12 protein-coding genes are annotated in these 16,335 nt (G+C 69.4%); 7 read left to right on the plus strand and 5 right to left on the minus strand.

The genetic code is table 11. The annotated features are described in order from the left end of the window. Nucleotides 1-139: 139 nt before the first annotated feature. The 4 genes from ON19_RS37865 to pruA all read right to left on the minus strand — a co-directional run bounded on the left by ON19_RS37865 (nt 140) and on the right by pruA (nt 5,943). Entirely contained in the window at nt 140-1,549 is a 1,410-nt protein-coding gene (locus ON19_RS37865) for an amidase (protein ID WP_043704333.1), read from the minus strand. Nucleotides 1,550-1,645: 96 nt separating this feature from the next. Continuing rightward, nucleotides 1,646-3,100 (minus strand): amino acid permease, encoded by a 1,455-nt coding sequence (locus ON19_RS37870; RefSeq protein ID WP_043704335.1) that lies wholly within the window; start codon nt 3,098-3,100, stop codon nt 1,646-1,648. Between the two features lie 246 nt (nt 3,101-3,346). Next, entirely contained in the window at nt 3,347-4,306 is a 960-nt protein-coding gene (locus tag ON19_RS37875; RefSeq protein WP_043704337.1) for a proline dehydrogenase family protein, read from the minus strand. After that, entirely contained in the window at nt 4,306-5,943 is a 1,638-nt protein-coding gene (gene pruA / locus ON19_RS37880) for an L-glutamate gamma-semialdehyde dehydrogenase (RefSeq protein WP_043704339.1), read from the minus strand. Before pruA ends, ON19_RS37875 begins: the two co-directional genes overlap by 1 nt. A gap of 126 nt (nt 5,944-6,069) precedes the next feature. Here pruA and ON19_RS37885 point away from each other — a divergent pair, with 126 nt between their 5' ends. From ON19_RS37885 to ON19_RS43510, 3 genes are all read left to right on the plus strand, one after another. Continuing rightward, a complete protein-coding gene (locus tag ON19_RS37885) occupies nt 6,070-7,323 on the plus strand; it encodes a PucR family transcriptional regulator (RefSeq protein WP_043704341.1) in 1,254 nt (417 codons plus the stop codon). A 203-nt stretch (nt 7,324-7,526) separates the two neighbouring features. Then, entirely contained in the window at nt 7,527-7,655 is a 129-nt protein-coding gene (locus ON19_RS44365) for a hypothetical protein (RefSeq protein WP_255218462.1), read from the plus strand. 295 nt (nt 7,656-7,950) lie between these two features. Further along, nucleotides 7,951-9,975, plus strand: a complete 2,025-nt coding sequence (locus tag ON19_RS43510) for a serine/threonine-protein kinase (RefSeq protein ID WP_083899988.1) — start codon at nt 7,951-7,953, stop codon at nt 9,973-9,975. Nucleotides 9,976-10,058: 83 nt separating this feature from the next. On the opposite strand, the gene ON19_RS37895 is transcribed toward ON19_RS43510, so the two are convergent. Further along, nucleotides 10,059-11,294 (minus strand): helix-turn-helix domain-containing protein, encoded by a 1,236-nt coding sequence (locus ON19_RS37895; RefSeq protein WP_043704343.1) that lies wholly within the window; start codon nt 11,292-11,294, stop codon nt 10,059-10,061. Nucleotides 11,295-11,644: 350 nt separating this feature from the next. On the opposite strand from ON19_RS37895, the gene ON19_RS37900 reads away from it, so the two are divergent. The 4 genes from ON19_RS37900 (at nt 11,645) to ON19_RS37915 (ending at nt 16,314) form a co-directional block, all read left to right on the plus strand. Next, nucleotides 11,645-12,577, plus strand: a complete 933-nt coding sequence (locus tag ON19_RS37900; protein ID WP_043704345.1) for a LysR family transcriptional regulator — start codon at nt 11,645-11,647, stop codon at nt 12,575-12,577. A 97-nt stretch (nt 12,578-12,674) separates the two neighbouring features. Further along, a complete protein-coding gene (locus tag ON19_RS37905; RefSeq protein WP_227954884.1) occupies nt 12,675-14,357 on the plus strand; it encodes an AMP-dependent synthetase/ligase in 1,683 nt (560 codons plus the stop codon). 104 nt (nt 14,358-14,461) lie between these two features. Continuing rightward, nucleotides 14,462-15,712 carry an NAD(P)/FAD-dependent oxidoreductase gene (locus ON19_RS37910; RefSeq protein ID WP_043704347.1) on the plus strand — a complete coding sequence of 417 codons (1,251 nt, stop codon included), beginning with the start codon at nt 14,462-14,464 and terminating at the stop codon, nt 15,710-15,712. Then, nucleotides 15,709-16,314: an SGNH/GDSL hydrolase family protein gene (locus ON19_RS37915; protein WP_043704349.1), complete on the plus strand. Its 606-nt coding sequence runs from the start codon at nt 15,709-15,711 to the stop codon at nt 16,312-16,314. The genes ON19_RS37910 and ON19_RS37915 overlap by 4 nt, the downstream gene beginning before the upstream one ends. Nucleotides 16,315-16,335 lie beyond the last annotated feature (21 nt).

The following is a 16,335-nucleotide window of genomic DNA, read 5'->3' on the forward strand; positions in this document are numbered from 1 at the left end:
GATCGTTGCCGACCTCCGGCATCACCGCCATGCCTACGCCACGGTGACCGCAGCCAACGGCGCTCACCGCCTCGCGCCGAATCACGACGCCGCTGCGGCCGTGCCGAGTGGCGGGGCCGTCCGAGCGGATCTTCCTCGGCTATCGGGCGGAGCGGAGCACCGGACGGGGCTGTGGCCGCGCCTGCTCGAGTTGCGCGGCGATCGGGAGGATCGTCGTCTCGCCGTTGGTGGGGGCGACCAGCTGAACCGACAAGGGAAGCCCGTCGTCGCCGACACCGGCGGGCACGGACGCGGCGGGGTGGCCGGTGACGTTCCAGATCGCGGTGTAGGCGACCATCGGAACCGAGGCGAGCTGAGCGCGCGCTGTGTTCGCCCCGTCGAGCACACCGAGCAGCGGCGGGCGGATCGCGATGGTCGGCGTCAGCAGCAGATCGCACTCGGTGAAGATCCGATCGGCCTTGCGCCGTACCGCCTCGCCCCGCCGGATCGCCCACTCGACGACCGGCCCGCGCGCCCAGGCGCCGAGCGCGATCGTCTGCCTGGTGCGGCGTTCGAGCAGCTCCGGATGGTCCACCTCGGCCAGTTCGGCGCGCACGCCGCCGAAGAACTGCGGGAAGAAGGCATGGGTCGAATCGGGGTAGTCGGGGTCGATCTCCGCGACCGTGTGGCCCAGCTCGGCGAGCAGTCTCGCGGTGTCGCGGACGGCGCGCACGTGCTGCGGATCGAGTTTCACCAGTGGAATGGGGGATTTGGTGCTGTAGCCGATGCGCAACGGCCGGGCCGGTCCACGCGCCGCCGCCTCGAACGAGAGGTCCGGGTCCGGCGCACGGAATCGGTCGGTGCGGGTGGCGCCACGGATGACGTCGTAGACGACGGCGGAGTCCAGCACGCCGCGGGTGAGCGGTCCGGCGACACCCAGCGCCCACCACAGGTGCTCGTTCGGCGCGATCGGCACGCGCCCACGCTGCGGTTTGAGCCCGAACAACCCGCAGCACGCCGCCGGGATCCGGATCGATCCGCCGCCGTCGCCGCCCAGCGCGGCGGGCACCAGACCGGCCGCCACCGCGGCGGCGGACCCGCCGCTCGATCCGCCGGTGGAGCGGCTCGGGTCCCACGGATTGCGGGCCACGCCGAAGGTGCTGGACTCGGTGAACGGCCACTGCCCGAATTCCGGCATCGCGGTCTTCCCGACGATGACCGCCCCGGCCGCGCGCAGCCTGCGCACCGCCTCGGCATCCGCCACGGCCGGCGTCGCGTTCGCCCGGGTACCGAAGCTGGTCACCACGCCCGCGACGTCGAATTCGTCCTTCACCGCGATCGGCACCCCGTGCAACGGGCCGACCGCGCCGCCCGCCGCCCGCTCACGGTCCCGCTCGACCGCTTCGGCCCTGGCCTCCTCGCGCAGGACGCGCGTGAAGGCGCCGAGATCCGCGGCGGCATCGATCCCGTCGAGCGTCGCTTCGACGAGTTGCTCCGCGGAGAGCGCGCCCTGCGCCAAGAGCTCGCGCTGCTCGAGTACGCCCGACGAGACGACCTCTTGGAGATCCATCCGCTACCGCTCCTTCCGGGCCGCCGATGCCGACACCCCGACCGTATGCAGTCGAGCGACGATTCCGCAATCAATCCGTCCGGCGAGCCCGTTCGGTTATCGGTCGCGCCCGGTCGCCGGGCCCTCGATCGTGGCGGCATCGGTGCGCTCCAGCTTGGAGTGGGTGCGCGAGTACGCGAAGTAGACGATCAGGCCGACGACCAGCCAGATCGCGAAACGCACCCAGGTCTCCCACGGCAGCGACCAGATCAGGTACACCGAGAACCCGATGCCGATCAGCGGCACGACCGGCATGAACGGCAGCCGGAACTCGCGCGGCTCGTCGGGGCGGGTGCGCCGCAGCACGATCACCGCGACGGACACCACGATGAACGCCATCAGGATGCCGATATTGGTCAGCTCGGCGACCACCGTGATGTCCAGCAACCCGGCCATCAGCGCCGATCCGATACCGACGATCCAGGTCACCCGGGTGGGCACCTTGCGGACCGGATGGGTTTTGGCGAACCACTCCGGCAGCAGCCCGTCGCGGCTCATCGCGAACCAGACCCGGGTGACGCCGAGCATGAAGGTGAGCACCACGGTGACGATGCCGACAATGGCGCCGACCGCGATGATGTTCGCCACGCCCGGCTGCCCGACCGACTCGAACGCGGTGGAGAACCCGCTGGTCGGACTGATCTCGGTGTATTTCTGCATGCCGGTCAGCACCAGGGTGGCCAGCACGTAGAGCACCATGGCGATGGCCAGCGAATAGATGATCGCCTTGGGCAGGTGCTTCTTGCCCTCGGTGGATTCCTCGGCGGCGGTGCTCATCGCGTCGTAGCCGAACACGGCGAAGAAGACCGTGGCCGCGCCCGTCCACACCGCCCCCGCGCCGAACGGGAAATACGGGGTGTAGTTCGAGCTGTCGATATGGAACACACCGAGCACCACGATCAGCACGACCAAGGCGACCTTGATGCCGACGGCCACGGTCTCGAACCGGCCGACACTGCGGATGCCGCGCGACAGCAGCCAGGCCGTGCCGAGGCAGAACAGGACGGCGAAGACATCGATCACGTGGCCTTCGCCGGTGCCCGAGGCGCCCATCATCCAGTCCGGCAGCGTGACGTCGACCTGCTCCAGCAGGAATTTGAAGTATCCGGAGACGCCGATGGCGACCACCGCCGCGACCGCGATGTACTCCAGCAGCAGATCCCACCCGATGAACCAGCCCGCGATCTCGCCGAGTGAGACATACCCGTAGGTGTAGGCGGAACCGGCCTTGGGGATCATCCCGGCGAACTCGGCATAACACAGCGCGGCGGCGCCACTGGCGACACCCGCGATGAGGAACGAGATCAACACCGACGGCCCGGTGACGGAGTGCGCGACCGCGCCCGCCAAGGTGAAGATGCCCGCGCCGATGATGCCGCCCACGCCGATCGCGGTGAGCTGCCACAGGCCGAGCGACCGCGACAGCTGCTCGTCGGCCGGGGCGGCCTCCTCCTCGACTTCGCCGAGCGGTTTCCGGCGCGTCATCTGACCGCGTAACTGCGCGAGGGACATGAAGATCCTTGGTGTGTTGATTTTTTCAGCGCGAACGGCGCATGCTCGGTCTCGCTTCGCTCGATACCGGGTGTTGGGCCGGTGTGGTCGCGTGACGCCGTAAGCTGCGGCGAAAGTCTGCCGGTAGCGGGTGAATAGGTTCAGGTGTTCGGCTGGGTAACGCGGTAGGCGAGCCACCGCGTACAGGCATTCTACGGTCGGCTTTCGCGACTGTGGTCGAGTATCGTAAGCCGCCCGTTCTTACTCTCAGCGGTCGCGGCCGAAGGAGCGCAGGAAGAACGCGATGTTGGCGGGGCGCTCGGCCAGCCTGCGCATGAAGTAGCCGTACCACTGGTCGCCGTAGGGTAGGTAGACGCGCAGCGCGTGGCCCGCTCCGGCCAGGCGGCGCTGTTCGGCGTCGCGGATGCCGTGCAGCATCTGGAACTCGAAATCGCCCGCCTTCCTGCCGCTTTCGCGCACGCAGCCCAACGCCGCCTCGATCAGCGCCGGATCGTGTGTGGCGATCATCGGGTAGCCTTTGCCCTCCATCAGAACCCGCAGGCAACGCAGGTAGGACTCGTCCACCGCGGATCGGCTCTGATAGGCCACCGACGCGGGCTCGCGATAGGCGCCCTTGCACAACCGGATCCGTGAGCCGGGCCCGGCGAAGATCCGGCAGTCCTGCTCGGTGCGTTTGAGATAGGCCTGCAAGACCGTGCCCAGCCACGGGAAATCCAGACGCAGCTCGCGCACGATGGCCAGCGTCGCATCGGTGGTGGTGTGGTTCTCGGCGTCCACGGTCACCCAAACGCCTGCCGCCTTCGCCGCCGTGCAGATCTCGTAGGCGTGCTCGCGGGCGATGGCGTACCCGTTCTGCGGCAGCGACTGGCCCAGCGCGGACAGTTTCAGCGAAACCTCCAGTCGAGGCACCGGCGTCTCGTCGACCGCCCGGAGTTCACCCAGCGCCGACAGCAACCGCAGGTAGTGCGCGACGGTTCCGCGGGCGCGGTCGAGAGTCGTGGTGTCCTCGCCGAGGTAGTCGATGCTCACGAAGCGGCCGGAGCCCAGCAGCGCCGAGGACGCGGCGACCGCGTCGTCCTCGGTCTCACCCGCGACGAAACGGTCGACCAGCTTCTTGGTGCTCGGCATGCGGGTGATCGCGCGTTCCAGGCGCGGGGAACGGGACGCCGCCAGGACGGCGGGCCGCAGCAGTCCGGAGAAGGCCATCACAACTCCTGGTGCGGGTAGCGGTGGTCGGTCGCGGGGACGAAGGTTTCCTTGATCGTGCGAGCGGAGGTCCAGCGCAGCAGGTTCTGTGCCGAGCCTGCCTTGTCGTTGGTCCCCGACGCACGCGACCCGCCGAACGGTTGCTGTCCGACGACCGCGCCGGTGGGTTTGTCGTTGACGTAGAAGTTGCCCGCCGCGAAGCGCAACCGCTCGACGGCGGTGCCGATCGCCGCCCGGTCCTCGGCGATGACCGCGCCGGTCAGGCCGTAGGGCGAGCCGCGGTCGATGACGTCGAGCGTGGACTCGAACGAGCCGCCGGACGAATCGTCGTAGACGTGCACGGCCAGGATCGGCCCGAAGTACTCGGTGCAGAACGCCTCGTCGGCGGGGTCGTCGCCGAGCAGGACGGTGGGCTCGACGAAATAGCCGACACTGTCGTCGGCGTGGCCGCCCGTGGCGATGGTCAGGCTGGGCGTCGCCTTGGCGCGCGCGAGGGCGTCGGTGTTCTTGCCGAAGGCGCGCCGGTCGATGAGCGCTCCGCCGAAGTGGCCGAAGTCGGTGACGTCACCGTAGCTGAGTGCGGCCACCCGGTCGATGAACTCGCGACCCATCCGGTCCCACAGCGATCGCGGGAGGAACGCGCGGGAGGCGGCCGAGCACTTCTGGCCCTGGTAGTCGAACGCGCCGCGGATCAGTGCCGTGCTCAGCACCTCGGGATCGGCCGAGCTGTGTGCCACGACGAAGTCCTTGCCGCCGGTCTCGCCGACCAGGCGCGGATAGGTGTCGTAGTGGTCGAGGTTCGCCGCGACGGTGCGCCAGAGGTGCCGGAAGGTGGCGGTGGACCCGGTGAAGTGGATGCCGGCGAGGCGGCGATCGGCCAGCGCCACCTCCGACACTTCCGGTCCGGCGCCGTGCACCATGTTGATCACGCCCGGCGGCAGCCCCGCGGCTTCCAGCAGCCGCATCGTCCAGTAGGCCGCCACCGACTGGGTGAGGGCCGGCTTCCACACGACGGTGTTGCCCATCAGCGCGGGTGCGGTGGGCAGATTGCCCGCGATGGCGGAGAAGTTGAACGGCGTGATCGCGTAGACGAAGCCCTCGAGCGGGCGGTAGTCCATCTGATTCCACACCCCGGGCGCCGACATCGGCTGTTCGGCCAGGACCCGGCGCGCGAAGTGCACGTTGAACCGCCAGAAGTCGACCAGCTCGCACGGGGTGTCGATCTCGGCCTGGTACGCGGTCTTGGACTGGCCCAGCATCGTTGCGGCGGCGATGGTTTCGCGCCACGGCCCGGCCAGCAGATCGGCGGCGCGCAGGAAGATCGCGGCGCGCTCGGCGAAGGACAGCGCACGCCAATCCGGCGCCGCGGTGGTCGCCGCCGCGATGGCGTCGCGGACCTCGCCCGGTCCGGCCGTTGCGACCGTACCCAGGACGGCGGCATGCCGGTGCGGCTGCACCACCCTGACGCGCTCGCCGTGACCGCCTCGGTGCACGCCGCCGATGACGTTCGCGATGTCGGTCGGCGTCGCGGCGAGTTCGGCCAGTTTGACCCGCAGGCGTTCGCGTTCCGCCGTGCCCGGCGCGAAACTGCCCACCGGTTCGTTGACCGGCGCGGGTGGGGCCACGACGGCGTCCATGAGACCTCCTGCTATTTAGGTGATTTTCCGGTAGAGGGAAGTCAACACCGGAAAACTGCCCGGAGAATGAGCCAGTCGGACAAAGATGGGACAAGTGCGTTGTCGAGTTGGCCGAAGGACGGGAACGTGGCCGGGGATGGTGAGCAGGTCGCCGCGGACATCGACCTGTTCGAGCTGGCGCAGATGATCGCGCACCACGCGGGCGGGATGGTGTCGATCGAGGATCCGCGGTCGCACGTGCTCGCGTACTCGGCGTCCGACGAGAACGCCGACCAGTTGCGTGTGCGCTCGATTCTCGGCCGGGAAGGACCGCGGGAGTACCTGGCCCTGTTGCGGCAATGGGGCGTGTTCGATCGGCTCCGCGACACCGACGAGGTCGTCGACGTGCCCGCGCACGACGAGCTGAACATCAAGCGCAGGTTGGTGATCGGCATCCGCCGTCCCGCGGACGGGGATGCCCACGTGCCACCGGTGCTCGGTGCGATCTGGCTGCAGCAGGGAGATCGGCCGTTCAAACCGGACGCGGCCGAGATCCTGCGCGGCGCGGCGGCCATCGCGGCTCGCCTGATCTCCCGGAGCCTGGACGCGCCCACCACCGAGGCGCTCTGGATTCGGCGGCTGTTCGGCGCCGGTGGGGCGCCGGTCGACGCGGCGGTGGTGGCGGACGCGCTGCACCTGCCGCCGACCGGTCCGGCGGCCGTGATCGGGTTCGCTCTCCTGCCCGCCGAGCAGTCGTCGGTCACCGAACCTGCCGCGTTGGGCAACGTTCTCCGCCTGCACGCCAGCTCTTTTCGCGCTGACTCGGTGACCACCACGATCGGTGAGCGTGTCTACGTGCTGCTGCCCGGCTATCGATCCGCGCATGCGGTGACGGCCTGGACCAGGCAGCTGATCGAGCAGTTCGAAACGAAGCGCTCGCTGTGGTTGTCGGCGGCGATCGCTTGCCCGGTCCCGGATCTGGGCCGGGTGGCCGCCGCACGCGCCGAGGTCGATCGGGTGCTGAACGGCGCCGTCGTGGCATCAACCGGGAACCGGGTGACCACCCTCGCCGAGGCGCGGACGGCGGTGCTGCTCGGTGAGGTGCTCGATCTCGTCGGGGCGCGGGCGGAATTGCGCGATCCCCGGCTGCAAGCGCTGTTGGACTACGACCGCAAGCATTCCGCGAGCCTGCGCGAGAGCGTCGAGACCTATCTGCGCGCGCACGGCGACGTGCGCGACGCCGCCGCGACGCTGTGCGTGCATCCGAACACGCTGCGCTACCGGCTTCGCCGGGTCGAGGACATTCTCGGCATGAACCTCGACGACCCCGCCGATCGCCTGCTACTGGAGATCCAGCTCGCCCTGCACCGCCGTCCGCGCCCGCCCGGGGCGCAGGGTTGACGGCGGCTCGGACGAGCCGCGACCGCCGCAACGGGTGCGGGTCGTCCCCTCCGCGAGCGCGGCGTCGCCGAGCCCGGCCACGCGGACCGCTGTATCCGGCAGGCCGGTCTAGGCCGCGGCCGCCCGCAGCCGGTCGAAGTCCCGGCTGACCCGCACCGGATCCACGCCGCGGCGGCGAAGTTCGGCGAGGACGAGTTTGCGGTGTGCCCGCCTGGCTGGAGCGGCCGGGCCACGGGACCGACGTGGTCGTGACCGGCCTGCTGAACACGCTGCTGCTGTACATCCCGCGCGCCTGGTACGACGGGCAGGCCCACTGCGGACCGACCGGCTGAGCGGCGGCGCAGGCAGACCGGTCCATCTCCGTCACGTTGCGCTATATGCACGACGATCCGGTGCATCCCTGGACGGTCGAGGAGTTGGCCGGGCGGGCCGATCACACGTCGGCGGACCTGCGCCGACGTGCTGTGGACCGCGAATGGGCGGCCGACCGGCCCGCTGCGCGATATGCCTGCCGAAGCGGTCGGCCGCGCTCTAGAGTTGAGCGCAGGAACCCGGGTCACGGCCCCGGGAAGGCGTTCGGCTCGGTCCGCGCCGGACACCCTCCGGGTCCCCGTCACGGAGGACGAGATGACCACACGACGTCATACGCTCGAGGTGGGGTCGCGATTCGGGCCGTATCGCCTGGATCGCCTGATCGGTCGTGGCGGCATGGGGGAAGTGTTCGAGGCCTACGACACCGTGAAGGACCGCACCATCGCGCTGAAGGTGCTGCCCGAGCGTCTGCACGACGACCCGGTGTTCCGGGAACGGTTCCGGCGCGAGTCGCACGTCGCGGCGCGGCTGCAGGAGCCGCACATCATCCCGATCCACGACTACGGCGAGATCGACGGCAGGCTCTTCATCGATATGCGGCTGGTCGGCGGCGACAGCTTGCGCGCGCTGCTGACCGAGCGGGCGGCGCTGGAGCCGGAACGGGCGATCGCGATCGTGCGGCAGGTCGCCGCCGCGCTGGACGCCGCGCACGCCGACGGCTTGGTGCACCGGGACATCAAGCCGGACAACATCCTGCTCACCCCGGACGGTTTCGCCTACCTGGTGGACTTCGGAATCGCGCAGTCGGCCAGCGCCGAGAGCCTCACCAGCACCGGCTCGGCGATCGGCTCGTTCCACTACATGGCGCCGGAGCGGTTCCACTCCCGCGCGGTCACGCCCGCCGCCGACATCTACGCCCTGACCTGCGTGCTGTACGAGTGCCTGACCGGATCGCGACCGTACCCTAAGGACACCGAGGCGCAGATCGTCTCGGCGCACCTGTTCGAGCCGCCGCCGCGGCCGCATTCGTCCCGGCCCGGACTGCCCGCCCGGCTGGACGCGGTGGTCGCGCGCGGCATGGCCAAAGACCCGCAGGCGCGGTACGGCACGGCAGGTGAGCTCGGGGCGGCCGCGCAGGCGGCGATGACAGAGGCGACCACCGGCCGTTCGCCCGCGCAGCCCGCGAAGCCGGAGGACGGCGGTCCGCCGACCGATGCGGGTCCGCCAGGGAACCGGCCGGGCGCGACGACGGGTCCGCCGGAGCCGGGCCGCGAGCACGACGGGCCGCGACCACGCCGCCGACGCCTGCTGCGCTTGCTCGCCCTGCTGTGCGTCATCCTGCTGGCCGCCGTCCTCGGCTTCCTCGGCTGGGAGCTGACCCGCCCCACCACGGGCGCCGCCGTGCCCGACGCGAGCGCCCCGTACGGCCCGGACGTCGATCTGCTGTCGCTGGTCGGTTCGTCGGGCTACAAACGGGCCAACTGCGTGCACGAGAACCCCAACCCGCCTACCGTCGCCGTCGTGTTCTGCACCGCGAATCCGGCTGCGAGCAATCCCGCGGCACGATTCCTGCGGTTCCGCACGGTCGACCAACTGCGCGGCTACACCTCGACGCTGCTGGGCGGCCTGCAAGGACGCAATTGCTCCGGCGACCCGCCCGGCCAGGACGGACCGATGCTGCGCGACGGCGAGGAAGTCGGTCGCAAGTCCTGTTTCATGAGCAAGGTGGACGATCCCGCGATGCCACGGCCGGGGCTGCTGGTCACGGACGAGCAGTCGATGGCGGTCGCGGTGTACATCTGGGACCCGGCCGAGAAGGCATACCGCGACTACGTCGCCGCGCGTAACGGCGGCGCGTTCCGCACGCCCGATACCGCCCGAGATCCGGACTATTACACCGAAGCCGATCGTGCGGTGCTCAACCATCTGACCGGTGATTTCGGCCCGGCCAACTGCAGGCACGCCGATCCGCCGCCCGGCTCGGTGAACGCGGTGCTGACCTGTGGCACGAAGGCCGGGTTCCCGACCGCGGAGTTCTACGGTTTCCCGAACCAGGAGTCGGCGACGTACCTGTACGAGGCGAACCGCGGGCAGTTCTCGGGCCATGTGTGCGGTCGCGGCGAGCCGGGCGACGACGTGTGGCGACAGGACGGCAACGTTCTCGGCCGCTTCTTCTGCTACCCGGCCGACGATCCCGCGCTCGGGCCCAGTTGCCTGTTCCTGGTGCACAACAAGTTCGCGATCACCGCGCATTTCTGCACACTGCGCGCCGATCACCCGGATCCGGGACCCAAGAGCGAAGCCGAACTCACGGCGTGGTTCCGCAAGTACTTCGGCTAGCGCCGCGTCCTGTATCTCCGCGTCATCCGGCAGCTGCCGCGGTCAACGCTTTCTCGGCGTCCGGCCCGGGGTCGGAGATTCGATCAGTTCTCGGGTGCGAGATCGGGAGCGATTCCCAATCGCCAGGCCAGCCCGCGCAGGTCGCGTCCCCCGGCGTCGCGACGGGCCGAGCGGAGGACGTCGGCGACCGCTTCGCGGGCGAGTACATCGGCGTGGACACGTTGCGGCGCAAGCTGTTCGGCTCGCAGAAGTACCTGAACGCCTTTGTCGCGGCTGGTGGGATCGGTCAGCAACGCGCGACCGACTTCCATGTAGAACTCCGCTTGCCGAGCTTTGCTGGGGATCGTGGCAACATCGACTCCGCGCGCACTCTCGGCCACCTTCGCACCGTCTCCGAACTCCAGTCCGATGCATGCGCGCCAGATTCCTACGTTCGGTGCGCCGAACCACATGCGGCCGAACGCGCCGGTCTCGGTGTCCATGCGCCCGGCCAGTGCGGCGGCTTCGTTCAAGTGCGTGTCGGCGGTGGATCGGTCGCCTTGGACTGCTGACGCGAGCGCCGCCGACAGGTGCAGCATTCCGGACGCTTGCAGTACCTCACCGTCGTCGAGGTGCGGGTTCAGTTCATCGATGCAGCGCACCGCACGCCGGTACTGCTCGGGACGCGACAGCCCGCCGGTGGCATCACCACGGAGCCAGGTGGTGAACCCCGCCCATGCGGGCGATTCCAGTAGAGCGGCGCACTCCTGCGCGGCTTTGGCTGCCAGCAGCGGCAGGCCCCGCCCGCCGAGTCGCTTGGTGACCCACATCGCCGCCGAGTAGCACTGGATCATGCCGAGCAGCGCGTCGCGCCGATGTTCGGGTGAGCGGGCATGGACCGCGTGCAACTCGGCCAGGAACTCCGGTACCACACGCGCCTGTTCGGCGTAGTCGGCGCGTTGCTGGGAGTCGGCCAGCCGCTTCAGGTCTGCGGTGATCGCGGGCCAGTCACGGACCGTGCCTCCTGGGTCTTCTCCGAGCTCGTACACATCGAGCGCGCGTTCGATCGCCACGACTCCGGCATGGGCGGCTTCATTGCCGTCGGCAGGTGAACCCGCCTGCCAGGGCGCCGGATAAAACTCCGATGGTGATACCCGCAGCGCCCGGGCCAGCGCCTCGAGGGTGGCCCTGTTGGATAGGGCTTGCTCCCCGCGCTCGAGCCGTCCGAGATAACCGAAGCTGATCCCGGCCAGGCCCGCGACAACCTCGAGGCTTTGCCCGCGCCACGCCCGGATCTCGCGCAGTCTGCGTCCGACTTCGTTCGGGGGAATGTCGTTCATGGCGTGCTCCTCCGCCGTTGGCTTACCCACTTGTGACGGTACCGGGACAACTAGAACACTGCCGTCGAGACAGCCGATGGCGCGGCGGCTCAGTGGCGTCGCTTCGGTGTGGGTACCGGTTTCCGACGGGCGAGCAGGGGGTTCGCCGGATCGCGCCTCGCTTCGAGTTGCCGTCGGGTCGGGTTTCGGGGATCCTGGATGGTCACGGGCGCAGGTAGCACACCGCGCTCTACCTTCGGGTTCAGTTCACCCATCCGCTACGATCCCGGTGCTCTTTGTCCGGATCTGGTTCATCGTCGGTTACCTGGTGGCGCTACCGTTTCCGGTACGCGGAAAAAGGAGCCGGCGGCATGGAGTTCCGACATCTGGTTTCGTTCATCACGATTGCCGAAGAGCTGCATTTCGGCCGCGCAGCGCAGCGCTTGCATCTCACGCAGCCCAGTCTCAGTGCCCAGCTGCAGAAGCTGGAGAAATCGCTCGGCGTGCAACTGGTCGCACGCAACTCGCACGAGGTCAAGCTGACCCCGGCGGGCCGGGAATTCGAGAGTCAGGCCCGGCTCATCGTGGCGCAGATGGACCGCGCGGCCCAGGCCGCGAAGGCGACCGCCGAAGGGCGGGCGGGCACCCTCAACATCGGTTACAACCTGCCGGCCAGCAGACATGTGCTGCCGGAAGCGCTCACCAGGATGACCGAGCGGCACCCCGACATCGTGGTGTCGCTGTGGGAGAAGCGCACCGGCCCGCAACTGGCCGCGCTCAGCGACGGGTCACTGGATCTCGCCCTCGTGTACGGCCATCCGAGCACGACCGATTTCCGGTACCGGCGGCTGCTGCATCGGGTGCCGCTGGTCGCCGTGGTCGGGCGCAGGCATCGGTGGGCCGATCGGCCCGGCGTTCCCTTCGCCGAACTGGAGGGACAGGATTGCGTGCTGTTCGCCCGCGAGCAGTGTCCGGCCATGTACGACTCGATCTTCCGCGCGGCCGCGGATTCCCGGATCTCTCTGGCGGTGGCGCAGACCGCCGACGACCCCGGTGCGACGGCGCACATGGTCTCGGTGCGCCCGCTGGTGGGATTCGCCTCGCTGCCGCGGGCGATCTCGATGGGCATGGGTGGGCCGGGCAGTGCTTCGGTCGCGGTCAAGCTGTTCGATCCGGTGCCGACGCTCGATTTGTACGCGGTGTGGCGTGCGGACGAGTCGAATCCGGCGGTCGGCTTTTTCTTGGATTGCGTCGATTACCCGGAACCTGCGCAAATCGATATTGCCCGCGTAGTGTCGGCCTGACCACGTCGATAGGTGATGACATTCGCGCGGTAGGGACCGCGATATCGACGGCACTGTAATTCGGTGACGCCGACCAGAATTCGACATTGTGAACACAGTGTCTGTCATCGCAGTGTCGGTGGGTGAGAATGGTTTCGATCTTCCGGATACGGCGAGTTTGTACTCGGTGATTTCCGGTGCGGCCGCGCAGCATCCGGATCGGCTTTCGCTGTGCGACGCCGACGGAACCCAGCTCACCAGCGCCGAGGTGGACCGCAGGGCCCGCGCCCTGGCCTCGGCGCTGGCCGGACGCGGCGTCGCGGCCGGCGATCGGGTGGCGGTGCTGGGCCGCACGAATCTGTCCTGGGTGCTGCTGGATTGCGCGCTGCTGGCCATCGGCGCGGTGGTGGTGCCGGTCTACCCCACTTCGTCGCCCAGCCAGATCGAGCACATCCTGAGCGACAGCGGCAGTGCGTATTTCGCCGCCGAGAGCGCCGAGGACGCCGAGCGGTTGCGCGCGGCCGGCGCGAGCGAGGTCTGGGTCTTCGAGCAGATCGCGGACTGGGCCACCGGTGCGATCGATCCGGGGCTGGCCGCGCGGATGGCCGAGGTGCGGGCCGACGACCTGGCGATGATCGTGTACACCAGCGGCACCACGGGCCTGGCCAAAGGCTGCCTGATCACCCATCGCAACATGTTCGTGTCCTCGTCCAACACGGTGCGCCGCACCGGCGACATGTTCGACGGCACCACCGTGCTGGCGCTGCCGCTGTCGCACGTCTTCGGCCAGACCATCCTGTTCGCCTGCCTGTTCGGCGGCAGCCGCACCCACCTGCTGCCCGGCATTCCCGACCTGGTGCCGGTGCTGCCGACGGTGCGGCCGACCTTCCTCGCGATGATTCCCTACGGCCTGGAGAAGATCCGCAAGTACTGCCGCACCCTGCTCACCGACGCCGAGGAGCGCGAGGCGGTGCGGCGCGGTATCGAGCTCGTGCGGGCGCAGGCGGCGCCGGAGCCGTCGGCGCACCCGGTGGCGGCCGCGCTCGGCGGCGAGCTGCGCCACGTCATCTCCGGCGGCGCGTCGCTGGACGACTCGACGGTCGGGTTCTACGCGGGTTTCGGTGTGCTGCTGCTGAACTGTTACGGCCTCACCGAGGCCGCGACCGCCGTGACGGTGAGCGCCCCGGAGACCAACCGGCTCGGCACGGTCGGCAAGCCGATCCCGGGCACCTCGGTGGCCATCGCCGAGGAGGACGGGGAGGTGCTGGTCGGCGGGCCGCACGTGTCACCGGGCTACTGGGGCGCTGCGGCGAGCCAGTCACCGGTGGACGCGCAGGGCTGGCTGCACACCGGTGACCTGGGCGAACTCGACGAGGACGGATTCCTGCGGATCACCGGACGCAAGAAGGAGATCCTGGTGACCTCGGGCGGCAAGAACGTCGCCCCCACGCCGCTGGAGGACCGGATCCGGCTGCATCCCTTGGTGTCCAACTGCATGGTGCTCGGCGACGGCCGCGATTTCGTCGCGGCCCTGGTCACCTTGGATCCGGCGCAGGTGCAGCGCTGGCGCGCCGCCGAACCGGACGGCGATCTCACCGCCACCGTCCAATCGGCGATCGACGACGCGAATTCTCTGGTATCGCGCGCGGAATCAATTCGGGCATTCCGGATCGTGGACGGCGATTTCACCGTCGAAGACGGATTGTCGACGTCGTCCCGAAAACTGCGCCGCGCCGCGATCGCCGACGCGTACGCGGCGGATATCGAACTGCTGTATTCGGCGCCCCGACCCGCACGATAGCCGCGGCCGATCGGCCGATGAATCAGGGCCCGCCGCGGTGGTCGATCACCCGTCGCGGCCACAGACTCGAAATCGGAATTCGACTACCGGAAAGTGATGCGAACATGTACGACGTCATCGTTGTCGGAACCCGGGTGGCGGGCTCCCCACTGGCCATGCTGCTCGCCAGGAAGGGTTACCGGGTGCTGGCCGTGGACCGGGCGAGCTTCCCGAGCGACACCCCGTCGACCCACTACATCCACCAGGCCGGGCTCGGCTTCCTGAAGTCCTGGGGGCTGCTGGAGCAGGTCGTCGCCTCCGGCGTGCCGCCGATCCGGCACCTGAACTTCTCCTACACCGACATCGTCATCCAGGGGATGGCCGATCCGTCCGCCGACGGCATCGACGCCGTCTACTGCCCGCGCCGCACGGTGCTGGACAAGATCCTGGTCGAGGCCGCGGGCAACGCGGGCGTCGAGGTGATCCAGGGTTTCACCGTCTCGGAGCTGGTCTTCGACGGCGACCGCGTGGCAGGCATCCGCGGCGCGATCGGCGACGGGGCCGAGCAGGAGTTCCGCGCCAAGCTGGTGGTCGGTGCCGACGGCTCGAACTCGACGGTGGCCAAGGCGGTCGGCGCGCAGGAGTACGAGGGCTCGCCCGCGGCGTGCTTCATCTACTACTCCTACTACGAGGGCGTCGACTGGGGCATGCAGCACCGCACCGGTTTCGGCGAGCAGCAGTTCGCGTCCTGGCCGACCAACGACGATCTCGCTCTGGTCGCGGTGATGCGCAAGCGGGACCGGTTCCGCGAGTTCCGTGCCGACCCGGACGCCGGTGTGCAGGAGATCGTCGAGCAGATCGACCCGGAGATCGGCGCTCGTCTGCGCGACACCGGCAAGCGGGTGGAGCAGTTCCGCCCGATGCTGTACCCGGACAACTACCGCCGTCAGTCCTACGGTCTCGGCTGGGCGCTGGTCGGCGACGCCGGTTACCACAAGGACCCGTTCACCGGCTGGGGCATCACCGACGCGTTCAAGTACGCGCAGTTGCTGGCCGACCTGGTGGACGAAGGCCTGTCCGGCGCGCGCCCGATGGACGAGGCGCTGGCCGAATACCAGCGCGAGCGCGATGCGCAGAGCGCCAGCACCTACGAACTGACGCTGAGCATCTCGGAGCTGTCGCTGACCCCGTACTACGACTCGGTGTTCCGCGCGACCTCGCTGGACGCCGACTACACCAAGCACTTCTTCGGGCTGATCGCCGGAATCTACTCGCCGGACAAGTACTTCGGCGAGGACGAGCTGGCCGCGCTGTACGAGAAGGTGAACTTCCCGACGGCTGCCCGGCATGTCAGCAAGGACGGAGTGACCGCATGAACGCGCCGGTGCTCACCGCGCTGGGCGACAGCTTCGTCGAGGGGCGCGGCGACGCCGCGCCCGGCGGCGGCTACCGCGGCTGGGTGCCGCGGCTCGGCGGCCAGCTCGGCCTGCGACCCGCGGCGGTGCGCAATCTCGGCGAGCACGGCGCCACAACCGGCATCGTGCTGGAAAAGCAACTGCGCGTGGCCCTTTCGGGCCGCTCGGGATTGTTCGGCGTCGTTGTCGGAGTCAACGACCTGGTGAGCGATTACGACCAGGAACGATTCGCCCGCAACCTCGCCGAGCTCTTCGGCGCACTGCGGGCGGGCGGTGCGACGGTGTTCACCGCCAGCTACCCCGATATCCCGGCCCGGCTGCCGGTGCCGGACGGGTTCCGCGCGCTGCTGCGCGAGCGGTTCGCCTTCGCCAACGCGGTGCTCGCCGACGTCGTCGCCGACACCGGCACGCTGCTGCTGGACATCGCCGCCCAGCCCGAATGGGAACGGCCGCAGATGTGGACCGCCGACGGTCTGCACCCCAGTTCGCTGGGCCACCACCTGTTCGCCGCAGGCGTGGCCGAACTCGTCGCGTCGCGCACCGCCACCACCGTGGCCGCCTGATCATCCACCCGGTTCGAGAGG

Source organism: Nocardia abscessus NBRC 100374 (assembly GCF_000308455.1).
Lineage (GTDB): Bacteria > Actinomycetota > Actinomycetes > Mycobacteriales > Mycobacteriaceae > Nocardia > Nocardia abscessus.